This is a genomic window from Streptomyces sp. NPDC059897 (assembly GCF_042730865.1).
Classification (GTDB): domain Bacteria; phylum Actinomycetota; class Actinomycetes; order Streptomycetales; family Streptomycetaceae; genus Streptomyces.
The window spans coordinates 142,262-158,405 of the sequence record NZ_JBHWKQ010000016.1 but is presented as its reverse complement, the minus strand read 5'-3'; the positions used below and the strand labels follow the sequence as shown (position 1 = coordinate 158,405).

Annotated in this window: 14 protein-coding genes; 2 read left to right on the top strand and 12 right to left on the bottom strand. The window is 70.6% G+C overall.

The genetic code is table 11. The annotated features are described in order from the left end of the window. Positions 1-75: 75 nt before the first annotated feature. From ACFV9W_RS20040 to ACFV9W_RS20030, 3 genes are all read right to left on the bottom strand, one after another. Positions 76-642, bottom strand: coding sequence for a DUF6114 domain-containing protein (locus ACFV9W_RS20040; RefSeq protein ID WP_385762633.1), 567 nt, complete (start codon positions 640-642; stop codon positions 76-78). A 156-nt stretch (positions 643-798) separates the two neighbouring features. Then, a complete protein-coding gene (locus tag ACFV9W_RS20035) occupies positions 799-1,416 on the bottom strand; it encodes a DUF6230 family protein (RefSeq protein WP_385762631.1) in 618 nt (205 codons plus the stop codon). Between the two features lie 645 nt (positions 1,417-2,061). After that, on the bottom strand, positions 2,062-3,033 hold the full coding sequence (locus ACFV9W_RS20030) for a tetratricopeptide repeat protein (protein WP_385762629.1): 972 nt from the start codon (positions 3,031-3,033) through the stop codon (positions 2,062-2,064). Between the two features lie 591 nt (positions 3,034-3,624). On the opposite strand from ACFV9W_RS20030, the gene ACFV9W_RS20025 reads away from it, so the two are divergent. Then, positions 3,625-4,287: a TetR/AcrR family transcriptional regulator gene (locus ACFV9W_RS20025; protein ID WP_385762627.1), complete on the top strand. Its 663-nt coding sequence runs from the start codon at positions 3,625-3,627 to the stop codon at positions 4,285-4,287. Positions 4,288-4,311: 24 nt separating this feature from the next. Here ACFV9W_RS20025 and ACFV9W_RS20020 read toward each other — a convergent pair whose 3' ends face one another. The 7 genes from ACFV9W_RS20020 to ACFV9W_RS19990 form a co-directional block, all read right to left on the bottom strand. Further along, positions 4,312-5,403, bottom strand: coding sequence for an alpha/beta fold hydrolase (locus ACFV9W_RS20020; RefSeq protein ID WP_385762624.1), 1,092 nt, complete (start codon positions 5,401-5,403; stop codon positions 4,312-4,314). A 573-nt stretch (positions 5,404-5,976) separates the two neighbouring features. After that, positions 5,977-7,677 carry a methylmalonyl-CoA mutase gene (locus ACFV9W_RS20015; protein WP_385762622.1) on the bottom strand — a complete coding sequence of 567 codons (1,701 nt, stop codon included), beginning with the start codon at positions 7,675-7,677 and terminating at the stop codon, positions 5,977-5,979. Between the two features lie 74 nt (positions 7,678-7,751). Continuing rightward, positions 7,752-8,822 (bottom strand): acyl-CoA dehydrogenase family protein, encoded by a 1,071-nt coding sequence (locus tag ACFV9W_RS20010; protein WP_385762620.1) that lies wholly within the window; start codon positions 8,820-8,822, stop codon positions 7,752-7,754. Beyond that, positions 8,819-9,436, bottom strand: a complete 618-nt coding sequence (locus ACFV9W_RS20005; protein ID WP_385762618.1) for a TetR/AcrR family transcriptional regulator — start codon at positions 9,434-9,436, stop codon at positions 8,819-8,821. Before ACFV9W_RS20005 ends, ACFV9W_RS20010 begins: the two co-directional genes overlap by 4 nt. Positions 9,437-9,450: 14 nt before the next feature. Then, positions 9,451-10,032, bottom strand: a complete 582-nt coding sequence (locus tag ACFV9W_RS20000; protein WP_385762616.1) for a sugar O-acetyltransferase — start codon at positions 10,030-10,032, stop codon at positions 9,451-9,453. Positions 10,033-10,133: 101 nt separating this feature from the next. Further along, positions 10,134-10,472, bottom strand: coding sequence for a DUF3817 domain-containing protein (locus ACFV9W_RS19995; RefSeq protein ID WP_385762614.1), 339 nt, complete (start codon positions 10,470-10,472; stop codon positions 10,134-10,136). A 67-nt stretch (positions 10,473-10,539) separates the two neighbouring features. Then, positions 10,540-11,049, bottom strand: coding sequence for a MarR family winged helix-turn-helix transcriptional regulator (locus ACFV9W_RS19990; protein WP_385762612.1), 510 nt, complete (start codon positions 11,047-11,049; stop codon positions 10,540-10,542). A gap of 206 nt (positions 11,050-11,255) precedes the next feature. Between ACFV9W_RS19990 and ACFV9W_RS19985 the strand changes: the two genes are divergently transcribed. After that, a complete protein-coding gene (locus tag ACFV9W_RS19985) occupies positions 11,256-12,338 on the top strand; it encodes a glycoside hydrolase family 6 protein (protein ID WP_385762610.1) in 1,083 nt (360 codons plus the stop codon). A gap of 46 nt (positions 12,339-12,384) precedes the next feature. On the opposite strand, the gene ACFV9W_RS19980 is transcribed toward ACFV9W_RS19985, so the two are convergent. Both ACFV9W_RS19980 and ACFV9W_RS19975 read right to left on the bottom strand, forming a co-directional pair. Further along, complete coding sequence (locus tag ACFV9W_RS19980) at positions 12,385-14,340, bottom strand: galactose oxidase-like domain-containing protein (protein ID WP_385762609.1); 1,956 nt, start codon at positions 14,338-14,340, stop codon at positions 12,385-12,387. A gap of 3 nt (positions 14,341-14,343) precedes the next feature. Then, complete coding sequence (locus ACFV9W_RS19975) at positions 14,344-16,128, bottom strand: glycosyltransferase family 2 protein (protein ID WP_385762608.1); 1,785 nt, start codon at positions 16,126-16,128, stop codon at positions 14,344-14,346. Positions 16,129-16,144 lie beyond the last annotated feature (16 nt).

The following is a 16,144-nucleotide window of genomic DNA, read 5'->3' as shown; positions in this document are numbered from 1 at the left end:
GCCGCATGCCGCCGCGCCGCATGCCGCGGCCCGGTTCTCGCACGGGGCTCCGAAGAGCCCTCGTACTGCACCTCGTCAGCCGGCACGGTGCCTCCCGTTCGTCCCGTTGTTCGGGCTCGTCCCTGACACGTCGTCGTTTACGCCCGCGACCTGATAGGTGGCTCCCGCAACCGGCGGCACGACCGGCGCCGCGTCCGGGGAGGACGTGGCCTGGTCACCGCCCTTCCCGGCCGAGTCGTCCTGCTGCTCCGCCGGCGCCCAGGCGATGCCGAGGCCACCACCGACGAGGGAGAGCAGGAAACCGATGACGAAGCCGCCGAAGTTCGAAACCACGAGGGAGACCAGGGCGAGAAGAATCGCCGCGACACCCGCGAACACGCGGGAATGCGGCTGGAACCACATCGTCAGGCCGAGCACGACCAGCAGGACACCGATGATGAGCGACCCGGCACCGGCCGTGGTCGCCATCTTGATCGTCATGTTGCCGATCGCGAGGTTCGCGTACGGGAAGTACATGATCGGGAGGCCGCCGAGGATTGACAGCAGACCGCCCCAGAACGGGCGCTGACCGCGCCACCCTCGGAACGATTGGCGCATCTGACCAAGCTTGGGGCCCAGTCCTGCGTGCGCTTCGGCGCTCATGTCGTACAGCTCCTCGGGAAAGGCGTTGATCTGTGGTGATGGTGGCTGTCCGGAAACGGGCACGGGGACGACCCCACGTCACTGCGAGTGCCCCCGCGCCCGGCCGTTCAGCACATCAAGTGCCAAGACCCCGGCCCGTACACGGGCCCTGTGGGCCTAGTAGCACTCGTGCTTGCCCTTCTGGACCTTCATCTTGAGGCCGGAGAGCTTGAAGGTGCCGGCCGTCGTGGCCCACGCACGCTGCTGGACGTTCTCGAAGTGCACCGAGTCGGCCTGCTGCGCGAACGCGTTGGGGTCCGCCTTGTCGCCCTGGTGGATACCGGGGCCCTTCTTGGCGTCACCCGCGGCCACACCGATGTCGATGTTCTTGAAGGTCGCGTCGGCCTTCAGGTCATCGGCGTCGATGTAGAGGGTCTTGGCCTCGACCGGGGCGCTCTTGTCCGCACCGGCCGACAGCTTCATCGACACATCGCCGAAGACCGGGACGGGGACAACCACCGACTGGCAGAGGTTGTTGATCGTCGCGGTCTTCATGCCGACAACGGCGACCGGGTGGTTACCCGTCTTGCCGGAGTCGACGGCTCCGTACTGGACAAAGCCCTTGCCGTCGAGGGAGTCCGCCGTCACCTTGAACGACTGACCCGACACACTGAACGATGCCGCGAGCGCACCCTGGGACAGGGCCACGCCTATCGCGGCAGTCGCCGCGACGCTCGGCACCATGACTACGGCGAACCGCTTCCATCTGGTTCCGCCACGAGTCACGGACTTCATGACTGTTCCTCCTTCTCGGACGTACATCTCCGGCCCTGACTGCCCCTTGAGGCGGCTCAGCCGGGCAGGGATGGGAGAAGTGCTACGTCCTCGGGAAGGAGAGCGCCCGCATCGGAAGTGCTTGGTCTGTTCCGCACCTTGATCACCGGCGATCACCCCCGAGCGACAACCACTGGTCGCACCTGAGCCATCACGCGCAACCTGCCGGACAGGCCCAGCCGGACGGCTGAGACCCCCCTGTCCTAGACCGTCGGCGCTCCCGTTGGTTCGCCGTCGACCACCCGGTGGGGACCCAAAAACCCCGCCGCGCGATTGGCTGTCGGACGGTGGGGAGAGGACCGAGCGTGCCCGATCGTGGTGCATTCGCGGCGCAGACACAAGGGGGTTCGTTACTCACGGGTAACGGACGGGTAACCGAACACGTGCGGAGGGGCACCGAACAACAACTGAGGGTGCAGTCAACCGAGTTGTTATACAGGTTGAATACGGGACGGATCCGGACAGAAGATCGAGTCCGACTTACTCCAAGTAACAGCGGCCGCGATTACCAAGTTTTGGTAAAACGCGGCCGCTGTGCGCCCCAGGGGACAGAACTTTCACTCCGGCATCACAAGCCGCAGCGTTTAACAACTGGTCACTGACGACTCAGAAGAGAACTCGGGCCAGAGCCGTACGCGCCGTCGTCACGCGCGGGTCGTCGCCGCCCACGACCTCGAACAGTTCGAGCAGTCGCACACGCGCCGCATCCCGCTCCTCGCCCGCCGTGCGCCCCACCGTCTCGACGAGCCGGCCGAAGGCGTCCTCGACATGACCGCCGACCAGGTCCAGGTCGGCCGCCGCGATCTGCGCCTGCACATCGGCGGGCTTCTCGGCGGCGTCCTGGCGGACCCGCTGCGGGTCGAGGCCCTGCACGCGCTGGAGGAGCTGCGCCTGGCCGAGGCCGAGCTTGGCCTCCGTGTTGCCGGGGTCGTCGGACAGGACGTTCTTGTACGCCTGCACGGCGCCGTCGAGGTCGCCGGCGTCCAGGGCCTGCACGGCCGCCTCGAGGAGCGCGTCGTAGGGGCCCGCCGGGGCCTCCTCCACGACCGGGGCCTCGCCCTCCGCCTGCGGGTCGACCGCGATGCCGGTGAGCCCGAAGCGCTCCTCGGCGACCTGGATCAACTGGTCGAGCGTGCCCCGGATCTGGGACTCGGGGGCGGCGCCCTGGAAGAGGGGCAGGGCCTGGCCCGCGACGACGGCGAAGACGGCCGGGATCCCCTGGACCCCGAACTGCTGCATAAGCATCTGGTTGGCGTCGACGTCGATCTTGGCGAGCACGAAGCGGCCGCTGTACTCGGCGGCGAGCCGCTCAAGGAGCGGGCTCAGCTGCTTGCAGGGCTCGCACCACTCGGCCCAGAAGTCGATGACGACGGGCACCTCGGCGGAGCGCTGCAGTACGGCGCTCTCGAAGTCGGCCTCTTGTACGTCGATGACCAGGCTCGACGGCGGTACGGCACCGCCGCCGCCCTGCCGGGCCTGCTCGGCGCGCGTCTGCTCCGCCTTCGCCTTGGCCTCCTGGGCCGCCTTCACCGCGGCGAGGTCGACGACTCCGCTCATGGACATGTTCCGTGGCTGCATGCGTACAGTCTCCCCCTTCCGCGGACAGTTGTGGGCCGGGTCCTGCCCCGTGCACCTCCCGCCGGAATGCGAGACGCATCTGAAGGCACGGAGCGGACTCGGCCTGGTGTGCTTTCGGCGCCGGGTCCCCACCCGGCACCTAGTGGTTGCCGCTCGTCCGGGCCGCCTCGGGGTGCAGATCCGAGGTGCTCGTACGAGATCGAGCTTTCGCTACGCCTCGTAGCGTAACTGCCATGGGCGGGACGCGGGAACCGGGCCCCGGCGATCACGCGGTGATCTGCCTCACGCGATCTTTCCTCCTCAGGGCCCCTCTGACGGATCCTGCTGGAGTCGCGGGCCCTGGCACGCACTCCCCCAAGCTCTTAAGGAGCAGGGGGGACCCCCTTCGGCGTTGTCGTCGGTTGCCAACTCCCCCACCCTCGAACCAGGCTCCGCCAGGCTCGGGCGGGAGGTGCCCCCTTCGCGTTGACGCCCTCCTCCGCCTTGCAGCTGCACGCACCAGACCCCGCTCACCGGCACCGATCGATGACGGCCACCCGGGTCCAGCCTGATCCGTCAGAGGGGCCCTACCCACCGGTATGGTCGACGACCATGCAGAGCCGCACGCCGTCTGACTCGTCCCCTTCGTCTCGCCCCTCTCCCCCCTCCAACGTACGGACGGGGCGTCCGCGTTCCGCGGCGGCGGACGAGGCGATCCTGGAGGCGACCCGGGCCGCGCTCGTGGAGCTCGGCTGGTCGAAGCTGACGCTCGGGGACGTGGCCACGCGCGCGGGTGTCGCGAAGACGACGCTGTACCGCCGCTGGCCGGGCAAGAGCGAGCTCGTCGTGGACGCGGTCGCGGTCCTCTTCGACGAGCTGGAGCTGCCCGACCGGGGCTCCCTCGCGGCCGATGTGGAGGGCGTGGTGCGGCAGTTCGCGGCGATCCTGGACCGGCCCGAGACGAAGACGGCGCTGATGGCCGTGGTCGCCGAGTCCACCCGCGACGCGCCGCTGCGGGACCGGATCCGTACGTCGATCGTCGACCGCCAGAAGCGGCTCGTCCTTGAGGGGCGGGCGCGGGCCGAGCGCCGCGGCGAACTGCCGCGGGCGCCCGACCCGGCCGCCGCCGCGGCCACGGCGGATCTCATCTACGACGTGGCGGCGGGGGCGGTCGTGCACCGCACCCTGGTGAGCGCGGAGCCGGCCGACGCGGAGTGGGTGCGGCGGTTCACGGCGCTCCTGTTGGGAGGGCTGGCGGCGGCCGCGACCGACTAGTGCTGTCTACGGGGGGGCTTGCTGCTAGTCGTTCCAGGCGCAGCTGCCCAGCGTGGCGCGCTTCTTGGACACCAGGGCGTCCGCCTCGGTCGCCGGCAGCGCACGCGTGCGCTCGTCGTGGCAGACCACCGTGCGGTCGGAGCGGCCCGCCAGGTCGACCAGGATCTGGTCCCAGTGGCGGTACTGGACGTCGTGACCGGTGTCGGCGTACGTACGGGTCTTCACGGGCGCCGTGGCGGGAAGGTTGTCGCGCCAGGCCTTGAGCGTGCTCGCGGGCACGGTCGTGTCCTTGTCGCCGTGGTAGAGGAACACGGGGGCCTTCAGCTTCGACAGGTCCGGGCCCGGGCGGTCGCAGTACAGCCGCTGCTCGTGCACCTGCGGGGCCGGGTCGGCCTGCTGGCCGCGCTGGTTGTAGGTCCGCGCCCCCTCCTCGTACGCGGTGTCGGCGAAGCCGGGGATCGACTTGACCGGGCTGTCGTCGGGGAAGGCCCACCACTTGCGCGGGTCCTTGATCTGGTCCTGGACGGCGGCTGCCATCTGGTCGTCCGTCAGGGCGCAGGAGGCGGACTTCTCGCCGTACGGCGGGAGGGCCGCGGCGAGGTGCAGGGCGCTGATCCGGCCGGGGGCCTTCGCGGCGATCTCGGCGGCGTACGGGCCGCCGCCGGATATCGCGATCACCTTGAACTTCTTGACGCCGAGCTTGTCGAGGACCTCGAGGGCGTCCTCGGCGTAGTCGGCCTTGCCGAGCTTCGGGTCGTACGCGGTGTCGCCGAAGCCGTTGCGCTCGACCGTGATCATGCGGAGGTCCAGGTTCTGTCTGGTGGTGCGCATGAAGTCGGTCATGTGGACGGCGCGGGCGCTGGTTCCGGTGCCGCCGATGTAGAGCACGGGGGTGCCGTCGGCCGGGCCGGAGTCCGTGTAGTGCGCGGTGCGACCGGAGGACAGGTCGGCGGCGCGGACGTCGGCGCCGAGCGAGTCGAAGCCGTTCTGCAACTTGGGCTCGGTCGGCGGGTTCGCGCTCACCGAGCCGGCGCCGCCGATGGCGATGCCGCCGAGGAGGGCGAGGGCGGCGACTCCGACGGTCGTCGTGGTGCGGTTGAGCGCGGGCAGCGGCACGGTGGCTCCTGGGTATTCGCGGGCACTTGACGTGCCCGCGCCTACCCCAAGATCACCTGGTGACACCTGTAACTCCCCTGGGGCGGCCCCGGTGTTGCGCCCACGGGGCTCCGCCCCGGACCCCGCGCCTCAAACGCCGGCGGGGCTGTCATTGCCGAACCGGCGTTACGGGTTCGGGGCTCCGCCCCTCAATCGCCGGGCGAGGCTTGATTCGCCCACCCGCCGCAGGGGCTTGAACCGCCCGCACCGGCACTACGGCCCCGTGCCACCACCCATCTCCCACCCACCCGCCCCCTCCGGGGGCGTCGGCCCCACGGGGTGCCGCGCCACTCCAGCCAACCCGCCACCAGGCCCGACTCCCACCCACGACGGTCGGCCGCCCCCACCTTGGGCAACCTGCCGCCACCACGCCTCCCCGCCCGTGGCGCTGGGCCGCCACCGCCTTGGGCAATCTGCCGCCTGGGGCGGCAGGGTGGGCAAGGCGGCCCCCGGTGCCGCGCAACGCAAACGACGGCCCCAGCCACGGCATGGTGCCGCGCAACAAGGACGACCGGCCCCCGCCACCCCACCCGGTCAGAAGCCCGGCGGCTCCGTGTACACCCCCCACTCCTCCCGAAGCACCCCGCAGATCTCGCCGAGGGTCGCCTCCGCGCGGACCGCGTCGAGCATCGGGGCGATCATGTTGGAGCCCGAGCGCGCCGCGTCGAGCATCGCGTCCAGCGCGGAACGGACCGCCGCATCGTCCCGCCCCGACTTCCGGTCGGCGAGCACCCGCACCTGGTCCCGCTCCACCTCGTGGCTGACCCGCAGGATCTCCAGGTCGCCGGTGACGGAACCTTCCGCCACGTTGACCCCGACCACCCGCTTCTCGCCCTTCTCCAGGGACTGCTGGTAGCGGAACGCCGACTCCGCGATCTCGCCCGTGAACCAGCCGTCCTCGATCCCGCGCAGGACCCCGGACGTGATCGGCCCGATCGGGTGCTGCCCGTCCGGGTGCGCCCGCAGGCCCCGCTCCTTGATCTGCTCGAAGATCTTCTCGGCGTCGGCCTCGATCCGGTCCGTGAGCTGCTCGATGTACCAGGAACCGCCCAGCGGGTCCGCGACGTTGCCGACGCCGGTCTCCTCCATCAGCACCTGCTGCGTGCGCAGGGCGATCTCGGCCGCCTGCTCGCTCGGGAGGGCGAGGGTCTCGTCCAACGCGTTCGTGTGCAGGGAGTTGGTGCCGCCGAGGACCGCGGCCAGCGCCTCGACCGCCGTGCGTACCACGTTGTTGTACGGCTGCTGCGCCGTCAGCGAGACCCCGGCGGTCTGCGTGTGGAAGCGCAGCCACTGCGCCTTCTCGCTGCGCGCCCCGTACACGTCGCGCATCCAGCGGGCCCAGATCCTGCGCGCCGCGCGGAACTTGGCGATCTCCTCGAAGAAGTCCACGTGCGCGTCGAAGAAGAAGGAGAGGCCGGGCGCGAAGACGTCCACGTCCAGGCCGCGCGACAGCCCCAGTTCCACGTAGCCGAAGCCGTCGGCGAGGGTGTACGCCAGCTCCTGCGCGGCCGTCGAACCCGCCTCGCGGATGTGGTACCCGGAGACCGAGAGCGGCTTGTACGCGGGGATGGACGACGCGCAGTGCTCCATCAGGTCGCCGATCAGGCGCAGATGGGGCTCGGGCTGGAAGAGCCACTCCTTCTGCGCGATGTACTCCTTGAAGATGTCCGTCTGGAGGGTGCCGTTCAGGACGGCCGGGTCCACCCCTTGGCGCTCCGCCGCCACCAGGTACATGCAGAAGACCGGGACCGCGGGGCCGCTGATCGTCATCGACGTCGTGACGTCGCCCAGCGGGATGTCCTTGAACAGGACCTCCATGTCGGCCGCCGAGTCGATCGCGACACCGCAGTGCCCGACCTCGCCGAGCGAGCGCGGGTCGTCGGAGTCCCGCCCCATCAACGTAGGCATGTCGAAGGCGACCGAGAGCCCGCCGCCGCCGTTGCGGAGGATCATCTTGTAGCGCTCGTTGGTCTGCTCGGCGTTGCCGAACCCGGCGAACTGGCGGATCGTCCAGGTGCGGCCCCGGTAGCCGGTCGGGTACAGGCCGCGCGTGAAGGGGTACTCGCCCGGCCAGCCGATCCGCTCGAAGCCCTCGTACGCGTCCCCGGGCCGCGGCCCGTAGACGGGGTCGACCGGGTCCCCGGAGAGCGTGGTGAAGTCCGCGTCCCGCTTGCGGGCCTTGTCGTAACGGGCCTGCCAGCGTCGGCGGCCTTCCTCGATCGCGTCAGCGTCCATGCTTCAAATTTACTTGGACGTCCTACTAAATGTCGATGGGGCACGGCGGCCGATCGCCGCGAACCCCGCCGAGCTCAGGCCCGCAGCGCCGCCAGATGCGCCGCGCGCACGTCCGCCGTCTGCCCCTGGACCACCAGGAACAGACCCTCGCGGGCCAGCCGCTGGGCGGGCGCCGACAGGGCGAAGGCACGGCCGCCCCCGGCCACGATCGCGGCCGTCGTCGCCGCCCGCATCAGGTCGTACGCGCGTGTCTTCACCGCGAGCCGGTCCGGCAGCCGCTCCCCCGCCGGGACCTCGTCCACCAGCGCGTACGCGTTCCGGCGCGCGGCGTCGAGGCGCTCGCGAAGGACGCCCGCCGTCTCCTTGGCCTCGGCGTCGCCGGACGCGTCGAGGAGGTCGAGGGCGGCGCGCGCGACACCGAAGACGGCCGGGTTGGTGTTGGTGTTCTTGGGCCGGTCCTGCCGCGCCCACTCCTCGTACGGCTGCCGTACGACGATGTCCTCCTCGGCCACCGTGAGCCCGTCCAGGTGCAGGCCCACGGTGCGGGTGCCGGTGAGCGCCGCGAGTTCGAGCGGGTCGGTGGGGGTGAGGCCCGGCTGCTCGTGCGGGCGGGCCACCGCGAAGACGACCTCGCCGTCCTCGGTCGCGCCGCCGAGCAGGAACACGTCGTTGAGGCCCCAGCCCGTGTACCAGGGCACCCGCCCGTCGAAGCGCACCCCGCCGCCCGCGAGCGGTGTCGCCCGCACCGGCAGCTTCGGGAACGCCCGCAGGTGCGAGAAGGCGATCCCGGCGAGCGCGGTGCCCTCGGACAGCGGGCGCAGCCACCGCTCGCGGGCCTCCGCGTTGCCCGTGACGAGGGTGCGTACCGGTGTCTGGTGCTGGACCTGCACGAAGAACGTCGAGCAGCAGGCGCCCGCCAGGATCTCCGCGATCTCCCGTCCCACGGCGGCCGAGGCTCCCGAACCGCCGTACTCGACGGGCGCGTTCGCGCCGAGCACGCCCGAGGCCTTGACCCCGGCGATCGCCTCCGGGGTGACGCCGGTGCGGTCGTGGGCCTCGGCGGCGGGCGCGAGGACGTCGTCGGCGAGCCGCCGGGCGGCCTTCACCAGCGGATGGTCCTCGACGCGGGGTGCGGTGGCGGTCATGCGGATGCTCCTCGGGGCCGTACGTGCCTGTGGGGACACGGTGTCAGGTCCGTGCCCCCACAGGCGGTCCAGATGACCGTGAGGCGCCGTACCGCCTCACCGGTCAGTTCCCGGGTGTAGGGCCCCGCCTCGCCCAGGGCCCGGTGCAGGGCGAGCCCCTCGATGAGCGCGTCCAGCTGACGGGTCGTGGCCGGGTCGAAGTGCCGTTCAAGCAACTGCCTGCTGCGCGCCATCCATGCCCGCGTCAGCTCCCGGTACTCCGGACGGCGGGCGGCAAGGGTGTACAGCTCCTGCGTGAGGACCAGGTCGCGCCGGGGGCCTTCGGAGATCACGTGAATCAGTTCGACGACGGCCTCACGCGCCTCGTCCGGGCTGCCGACACCCGCCAGGTGGCGCTCGAAGACCGCCACGACGTGGTCGGCGAACCCCGTGAAGGCCTCGCGCAGCAGCTCGTCGATCCCGGCGAAGTGGTACGTCATCGAGCCGAGCGGCACCCCGGCACGCGCCGCGATCTTGCGGTGCGAGACTCCGGCGACGCCCTCCTCGGCGATGTGGTCGAGGGTCGCCGCGAGGATGCGCTCGCGGCGCCGCGGATCCGCCTGTCCGGTGGCCATGCGCCCACGCCCCGTCAGATCTCGCGGACGGGACGGGCGGGGTTGCCGACCGCGACGACGTTCGCCGGTACGTTCCTGGTGACCACCGCGCCCGCCCCGATCACACTGTTGTCGCCGATGCTCACGCCGGGGCAGACGATGGCGCCGCCGCCGAGCCACACGTTGTCGCCGATGGTGATGGGCAGCGCGGCCTCCAGCTTGTCGCGCCGCGGGCCCGGCTCGACCGGGTGGGTGGGCGTGAGGAGCTGCACGCCGGGGCCGATCTGGCAGTCCTCGCCGATGGTGATCCGGGCGACGTCCAGGGCGGTCAGCCGGTAGTTGACGAAGGTGCGGGCGCCGATGGAGATGTTGCTGCCGTAGTCGACGTACAGCGGCGGCCGCAGTTCGACGCCCTCGCCCACGGAGCCGAGCAGCTCGGCGAGCATCTCGCCCGCCTTGCCGGGGTCGTCGAGGAAGGCCTGCTCGTACCGCGCGGCGAGCCGCATGGCGCGCTGCTGGCGGGCGGCGATCTCCGGGTCGTCGGCGATGTAGAGGTCACCGGCGAGCATCCGCTCCAGGTTGCTGCGCGGGTCGTCGGCGAAGTGGTCCGTGGGCATGCGGACGAACGTACACCGAGGAGCGTACGAACGTACACTCCTGGTCACAGAAAACGCGCGCGTCCGCCGAGAGCAGGGACACGCGCGAAGTCGGTGCCGGGTTACGCCTTGGCGAGCTTCGAGTCGGCGGCCGCGACCTTGCCCTCCAGCTCCGCGGAGATCTTGCGCTCCACGAAGAAGGCGGCGGTCGGGATCGTGCCGGCGATCAGCACCCACAGCTGCTTGCCGACCGGCCACTTGGCCTTCGAGCCCAGGTCGAAGGCGAAGACCAGGTAGAGGACGTACAGCCAGCCGTGCGCGATGGCGATGACGCGCGTGAAATCCGCGGCGCCGTCCATGCCGAACGCGTACTTGGCGATCATGCCGAGACACAGGAGGACCAGGAGCACACCGGTCACGTAGGCCATGGTGCGGTAGCGGGTCAGCACGCTCTTCTTCATGGGTCGAGGGTAACCGCCCGTTTTGCGCGATCTTCGGGCGGGCCCGGTGGACGGCGCCCGGCGGGGATCACTCGTCCGTGAAGTCCTTCGCCGCCACCCGAAGGGGCCGCAGCATCGCGAAGATCTCGCCGCACTCCTCCGCGTCGTACACGCCGAGGCCGAAGTCCATCGCCATGAGGTCGCGGGTGGCCGCGTCGACGGCCTCGCGGCCCTTGTCCGTGATCGTGGCGAGCGTGCCGCGCCCGTCGTTGGGGTTGGGGCGCTTGTCGACGAGGCCGGACTTCACGAGCCGGTCGACCGTGTTCGTCACGGACGTCGGGTGCACCATGAGCCGCTCGCCGATCTTCGACATGGGCAGCTCGCCGGACTTGGAGAAGGTGAGCAGCACCAGCGCCTCGTAGCGCGCGAAGGTGAGCCCGTACGGCTTGACGACCGCGTCGACCTCGGCGAGCAGGATCTGGTGCGCGCGCATGATCGAGGTGATCGCGCCCATGGACGGCACGGACCCCCAGCGCTGCTTCCAGAGTTCGTCGGCGCGGGCGATCGGATCGAAGGCGAGAGAGAGGGGCTTCGGCACGCATCCGACCTTACCGGGCGGTCACATGCCGGTCAGCCCCGTCTCGACCTTTGGGCCACGGGCCGCCTCCGCGATCAGGATTCCTGACGCGGCGCCTAATGCGCGGCGAAGCGGCAACCCTGTGTAACGATTGCCCGGTATATAAGGTTTTGCACGGCTTTGCATGTCTTCGTTCGCCCTGTACGCGCTCCGAACCAGGGGGCAGGATGCCCGTCCGACCCGCCCACACGCCCGCCCGCACCCCCGCCCGCGCCTTCGCGCTCGCCGGCGCCGCGATCCTCCTGTCCACCTTCGCCACCGGCTGCTCCGACGGCGGCGGCGGTGGCGGTGGCACGGGCAGCAGCGGCGGTGGCCGCGACTCCGCGGCGGAGGCCGCGCAGCGGCGCGATCCGACCGGCGCCGCCACCGACTCCTCGCCGTTCTGGGTCGACCCGGACTCCGCGGCCGCGAAGCAGGTCGACAAGTGGAAGCGGGCGGGCCGCGGTTCCGACGCCGCCCTGATCGAGCGGATCGCCGCGCACCCGCAGGCGATGTGGGCGCCGGGCGACTACCCGCGGCCACCGATCTCCGAGGCCGCCGCGCAGGCCGCGAAGGCGGACAAGACGCTGGTCCTGGTCGCGTACAACATCCCGCACCGCGACTGCGGCCAGCACTCGGCGGGCGGGGCGCACAGCGCGGACTTCTACCACCAGTGGGTCGACGCGTTCGCCTCCGGCATCGGGAAGGCGAAGGCCGTCGTCGTCCTCGAACCGGACGCGATCGGACACATCGTCAGCGGCTGCACCCCGAAGCAGTACGAGGACGAGCGGTACGCGCTGATGTCCTCGGCGATCGAGCGCCTGAAGCGGCAGCCGAACACCAAGGTGTACGTCGACGCGGGCAACCCGGCGTGGATCCCCGACGCGAACAAGCTGGTGGAGCCGTTGCGGCGGGCCGGGGTCGAGAAGGCCGACGGCTTCTCCCTGAACGTGTCCAACTTCCAGACGGACCAGGACAGCGCCGCGTACGGCCGCCGCCTTTCCGGGCTGCTCGGCGGCGCGCACTACGTGGTCGACACCAGCCGCAACGGCGCGGGCCCCTATGGCGACGGCCAGGGCGACGCCTGGTGCAACCCGCCGGGCCGCGCGCTCGGCTCCGCCCCGACCACGCGGACGGGCGACGCGCTGAACGACGCGAACCTGTGGGTCAAGCGGCCCGGCGAGTCGGACGGCGCGTGCCGTGGCGGCCCGGCGGCGGGGACGTGGTGGGCGGATTACGCCCTTGGGCTCGCCCGGAACGCCAAGGGGTGAGCCCCGCCGGGGGCTCGAACGCCGGCGGGGCTGGAAGGACGTACTCCTACGTCACCTCGATCCACTTCGCCTCGGACGAGACGCCGTCCTTGTCGGACACGAACAGCATGTACCAGCCCGGCGGCACCAGGGTCTTGTCCTTGGGGACGTCCACCGTCACCGCGCCCTTGGACTTCTTGACGTCGAGGGCGATCGAGCGCTGTTCCACGTCCGTCGTGTGCGTCACGGCGGACGGCCGCATGAGACGGGCCTTCGCGATGCCGTCCGCGTCCTTCGTGCGGAACGTGGCCTCGCCGCTCGCGGGAAGGGTCTCGGGACCCGATCCGAGGACGGGCCGCTGGTCGCCCCCGCGGTGCAGGGCGGGCGGCGTGTAGATCTCCATGCGCTGCTCGAAGTGGCCCAGCTTGGTGTTCTGCTGGTTGTCGTAGAGCGGGTCGGAGCCGAAGCTGGCGACCCGGCCGTCGGGCAGCAGCAGCGCCTCCGAGTGATAGTTGCGGCCGACCTTGGGGGCGGCGGCCTCCTGGAAGGCGTTCTGCTGGGGATCGTAGAACTGCGCCTTGAAGATGTTGCTGGCGCTGCGGCCGCGGTAGTCCTTGGAGCCGTTCGTCGTGAAGACGGAGTCGTCCGGCATGATGACGGAGTTCAAGTAGCGGGTGCCCTGCGGGAGTTGGGGCCCCGTCTTGAACGCGGGGCTCTTCTCCTTCAGGTCCACGACCGCCGTGCGGGACGTCGCCTTCTTGGACTCGCCGACACCGCCGCCGCCGAGGATCATGAACCGCTGGTCCTGTGCGGGCGGCAGCAGCAGCGAGGACGAGGTCTCCGTCTGGTCCGTGTCGGTGAGGCCCGGGACCTTCTCGAACTTATTGGTCTTCAGGTCCCACAGGCCGGGGACGCGTCCCTTGGTGGCAGGGCCGTAACCGGCGTTCGAGGCCGGGTAGAAGAGCTTGCCGCCCTTGGTGAGGAAGAGCGCCGGGTACGTCGGGAAGTAGCGCTTGGGGCCCATCGACCACTTCTTGGTCTTCGGGTCGTAGATCTCGTTGTCGCCGGGGTCGATCATGCCGACGTCGTCGAGGCCCGAGACCGCGAGCACCTTGCCGTCCTCCAGGCCGACGAGCGTCGGGTACCAGCGGGCCTTCTCCATCGGGTCGACCGGGATGTACCGCTCGGCGACGGGGTCGAACTCGTAGGCCTCCTTGATCCCCTGGAAGTCCTGCTTCTCCATGGTGATCTTCTCGGAGAGGCCGTACGTGTTGTCGGCGTCCTTGCCGCGCAGGCCCTCGATCTCGTACTGGGCGTTGTCGTCGGTGACGTACTGCCTGCCCTTCTTCGCCGCCTCGACGAAGACCCGGGACTCGCTCGCCTCGACCTTGGTCTGCCACGGCTGCATGACGCCGGCCGCGTTGCGCTTCTTGTCGAAGGTGCGCTTCGCCTTGGGCACGGTGACGTCGAACTTGGAGACGTACTCGGTGCCGGAGGGGGAGCGGAACTTCGTCCCCTTCTTCAGGTGCACCGCCTTGTCGGGGCTCTCGTTCTTGACGCGCATGCCGCCGCCGGCCTTGTCGACCTCGCCGTCGAGCTGCTCATAGCGGGCGGTGCCGCCCGCCACCAGGAGGCGGCCGCCGGGGAGCTGGGCGTGGCCGCCGCAGAAGAAGTCGGCGGGGGTGGGGATCTTCTTGAAGGTGTTCGCCTTCGGGTCCCACAGGACGGTGTCAAAGGTGCCCGCGTCGAACTTCTTCTGCTCGTTGCCCGAGCCCGCGACGATCAGCACCTTGCCGGTGCGCAGGAGCGCGGCGTGGATGGCGTTGGTGCGGTACTCCTTCGGGATCTCGACCTGCGACCAGGAGCCGTACTTGGCCTTGTAGCCGGGCTGGGCGATCTTCCAGTCCTCGTACCGCTCGCTGGCGAAGGTCCAGGCGGCCGGGGCGTTCAGGCCGACGAGGAGGGCGACGCCGCCCGCTCCGAGGACGGTCTTCTTCATCCGGCGCGAAGGTCTGTAGGCCATGCGTCAGTTCCCTCCTGTGGTCGACGTACTGGGCGCCGCCGGCTGCACGGCGCGGACCGGTTCGACCTCCGTCCTCCTGGCGGTCGCGGTCGCCGTCGCTGCCGCGGCGGCCGCCGCCTCGCGGCGCTGGGTGGCGAACCACACGACGGGCGGCGCGAGCGCGATGCACAGGGCGAGGACCGCCCAGGTGCGCATGGCCGCGTGGGTGTGGTCGAGGACGACCGACGCCACGAGCGACGTGGCGAGCACGCCCGCCCAGGCCAGATGGATACGGAAGGTCAGCGGCTGGTCGGCGCTGGCGTCGCCGCCCTTGGGGGTGACGACGAAGCGGCTGGGGCGGCCGAGGACGGCCGCGCCGAGCGACTTCAGGTAGATGGGCGCGGAGATCGCCGACATCCCCATGCCGGCGAGGCCGCCCGAGCCCTCGGGTTCGTGCGGTGAGACGTTGTGCCGGCGGTTCCAGAGGTAGAGGCCGATCTGGAGGGCGGCGGCGTCGCTGTAGAGCATGAGCCACACGGACGCGGAGACCTGGGTGCCGGAGGCGCCGGTCCACAGGAACAGTACGCAGCTCAGCACGCCGAGCAGCCAGTTGACGGCGGTCATCGGGTAGTAGACGAGCATCATCGAGTACGAGAAGAGGCGGCCGGGCGGCATCGAGGCCGGGGCCTTCCAGTACTGCCTCAGCAGCGTCTCGTACGTGCCGCGCGACCAGCGGAGCTGCTGGGTGAAGAAGTCCGTCCAGGAGGCGGGTCCCTCACCGACCGCGAGCACGTCGGGGGTGTAGACGGAGCGCCAGCGCTCGTGGGTGTCCGGGTTGCGGTGGCGGTGGATCTCGAAGCCGGTCGCCATGTCCTCGGTGATCGAGTCGACGAGGCCGCCGATCTGCTTGAGGGCGGAGATCCGTACGACGTTGTTGGTGCCGACGAACATGGGGGCGCGGTAGCGGTTGCCGGCGCGCTGGATCAGCGCGTGGAAGAGGAACTGCTGGGACTCGGCGGCCTTGGTGACCGGCGAGTCGTAATTGCCGTAGACCTGCGGGCCGACGACGAACGCGACGTCGGGGTCGCGGAAGTAGCCGAGCATCCGCTCCAGGAACTGGGGGTGCGGCACGTGGTCGGTGTCGACGGAGGCGAAGAAGTCGTAGTCCGCGCCGTGCACGGCGAGCCAGGCGTTGTAATTGCCGTGCTTGGTGCGGGCCTTGTGGGGGCCCTTCTTCTGGTTCCACTCCGGGACGCCCTTGCGGGTGAAGTGCCGGACGCCGAGCCGGGCGCAGAGCCTCTTGACGTCGGGGTCGTCGCCCTCGTCGAGGAGCCAGATGTCCAGCGGGCCCTCGTGCGTGAGGCGTACGGCGCCCTCGAGGGTGGCCCGCACCATCGCGAGGGGTTCCTTGCCGGGCACGTACGTCGTGAGGAACGCGACGCGGGTGCCGGGTTCGGCGCGGACCGGAATCGGGTCCCTGGCGACCATCGTGGCGTGGGCGATGGAGATGACGTTGACGACCATGAACAGCTCGATGAGCCCGATCGCGACGAGCATCACGATGTCGAGCGAGACCAACCAGCGTTCGCCGCCCTCGCGTTCCACCCAGTGGGTGGGCCACACCAGGTACACGAGGAGCGCCCCGGTGAGCAGGGGCGCGAGCGTCATCAGGAGAACCGCTCGTATTCGGTGCGGCTCGTTCGCCAGGAGCGAGGTGTACTGCACCCGGTAGCCGTCGCCGGGCGGCTCGGTGAGCGGCCCGGCGAGCCGGCTGTAGGTGTCGTAGTCGTAGCCCTCGTCAGGCCGCACAGCGCCCTCCAGGATC

Bases quoted from the DNA above. Each gene is read 5' to 3' on its own strand.
- ACFV9W_RS20030 (WP_385762629.1), bottom strand. From the start codon at position 3,033: ATGCAGCCACGGAACATGTCCATGAGCGGAGTCGTCGACCTCGCCGCG.
- ACFV9W_RS20000 (WP_385762616.1), bottom strand. From the start codon at position 10,032: ATGCCCACGGACCACTTCGCCGACGACCCGCGCAGCAACCTGGAGCGG.
- ACFV9W_RS20015 (WP_385762622.1), bottom strand. From the start codon at position 7,677: ATGGACGCTGACGCGATCGAGGAAGGCCGCCGACGCTGGCAGGCCCGT.
- ACFV9W_RS20010 (WP_385762620.1), bottom strand. From the start codon at position 8,822: ATGACCGCCACCGCACCCCGCGTCGAGGACCATCCGCTGGTGAAGGCC.
- ACFV9W_RS20025 (WP_385762627.1), top strand. From the start codon at position 3,625: ATGCAGAGCCGCACGCCGTCTGACTCGTCCCCTTCGTCTCGCCCCTCT.
- ACFV9W_RS19995 (WP_385762614.1), bottom strand. From the start codon at position 10,472: ATGAAGAAGAGCGTGCTGACCCGCTACCGCACCATGGCCTACGTGACC.
- ACFV9W_RS19985 (WP_385762610.1), top strand. From the start codon at position 11,256: ATGCCCGTCCGACCCGCCCACACGCCCGCCCGCACCCCCGCCCGCGCC.
- ACFV9W_RS20035 (WP_385762631.1), bottom strand. From the start codon at position 1,416: ATGAAGTCCGTGACTCGTGGCGGAACCAGATGGAAGCGGTTCGCCGTA.
- ACFV9W_RS19980 (WP_385762609.1), bottom strand. From the start codon at position 14,340: ATGGCCTACAGACCTTCGCGCCGGATGAAGAAGACCGTCCTCGGAGCG.
- ACFV9W_RS20005 (WP_385762618.1), bottom strand. From the start codon at position 9,436: ATGGCCACCGGACAGGCGGATCCGCGGCGCCGCGAGCGCATCCTCGCG.
- ACFV9W_RS20040 (WP_385762633.1), bottom strand. From the start codon at position 642: ATGAGCGCCGAAGCGCACGCAGGACTGGGCCCCAAGCTTGGTCAGATG.